A 1,739-nucleotide genomic window follows, 5' to 3' on the forward strand; every position below is an offset into this window, starting at 1 on the left:
AGCTAACAGGTCCCCTTAACGTTCCAGCACCGGGCAGGCGTCAGTCCATATACATCGAATTACTTCTTCGCATGGACCTGTGTTTTTAGTAAACAGTCGCTTCCCCCTGCTCTCTGCGGCCATACAACGCTCCACCCGCGCAGGGCTTCACGTCTCCGGCCCCCCTTCTCCCTAAGTTACGGGGGCAATTTGCCGAGTTCCTTAACCACAGTTCGCCCGATCGCCTCGGTATTCTCTACCTGACCACCTGTGTCGGTTTGGGGTACGGGCCGCTAAGAACTCGCTAGAGGCTTTTCTCGGCAGCATAGGATCACTGACTTCACCTGAATCGGCTCGGCATCACGTCTCAGCCTCCATGTGTTGCGGATTTGCCTACAACACGGCCTACACGCTTACCCCGGCACAACCACCGGCCGGGCTCAGCTACCTTCCTGCGTCACCCCATCGCTTGACTACTACCCGCCAGGTTCCCACGCTCCCCAACCTCAACCCGAAGGCCTCGGCTGGTTTGGATGGTTAGCACAACGAGGTTCATCAGGGACGCTCTTTCGCGGGTACGGGAATATCAACCCGTTGTCCATCGACTACGCCTCTCGGCCTCGCCTTAGGTCCCGACTCACCCAGGGCGGATTAGCCTGGCCCTGGAACCCTTGGTCATCCGGCGGAAGGGTTTCTCACCCTTCTTTCGCTACTCATGCCTGCATTCTCACTCGTGCCGCGTCCACAACTAGGTCACCCCGCTGCTTCACCCCCGGCACGACGCTCCCCTACCCATCCACACACCTGCACAAGGAATCAAGTCCAAGCGAGATAAAAATGTGAATGCCACAGCTTCGGCGGTGTGCTTGAGCCCCGCTACATTGTCGGCGCGGAACCACTTGACCAGTGAGCTATTACGCACTCTTTAAAGGGTGGCTGCTTCTAAGCCAACCTCCTGGTTGTCTATGCGACCCCACATCCTTTTCCACTTAGCACACGCTTAGGGGCCTTAGCTGGTGATCTGGGCTGTTTCCCTCTCGACTACGAAGCTTATCCCCCGCAGTCTCACTGCCGCGCTCTCACTTACCGGCATTCGGAGTTTGGCTGATTTCGGTAAGCTTGTGGGCCCCCTAGACCATCCAGTGCTCTACCTCCGGCAAGAAACACGCGACGCTGCACCTAAATGCATTTCGGGGAGAACCAGCTATCACGGAGTTTGATTGGCCTTTCACCCCTAACCACAGGTCATCCCCCAACTTTTCAACGTTGGTGGGTTCGGCCCTCCACGCGGTCTTACCCGCGCTTCAGCCTGCCCATGGCTAGATCACTCCGCTTCGGGTCTAGGACACGCGACTGAATCGCCCTATTCAGACTCGCTTTCGCTACGGCTCCCCCACACGGGTTAACCTCGCCACATGCCACTAACTCGCAGGCTCATTCTTCAAAAGGCACGCCGTCACCCCGCAAGGCTCCGACGGATTGTAGGCGAACGGTTTCAGGTACTATTTCACTCCCCTCCCGGGGTACTTTTCACCATTCCCTCACGGTACTCGTCCGCTATCGGTCACCAGGAAGTATTTAGGCTTACCAGGTGGTCCTGGCAGATTCACGGCAGATTACAGGGGTCCGCCGCTACTCGGGAACACCCACAGAAGATCAGCAACTTTCACCTACCGGACTCTCACCGTCTACGGTCAGCCATTCCAGACTGTTCGACTAGCCACTGACTTTATAACTCCTCGAACAAGTGTCAGCTTGCT

At 57.1% G+C, this 1,739-nt stretch carries 1 rRNA gene (running past one end of the window); it reads right to left on the minus strand.

Annotated features, from left to right (window positions below):
- Window positions 1–1,739: ribosomal RNA gene (locus tag ACGFIG_RS30675) — 23S ribosomal RNA — on the minus strand; its annotated part runs 160 nt beyond the window's last position; the annotation flags it as partial.

Source organism: Micromonospora sp. NPDC049048, assembly GCF_043197615.1.
GTDB lineage: Bacteria > Actinomycetota > Actinomycetes > Mycobacteriales > Micromonosporaceae > Micromonospora.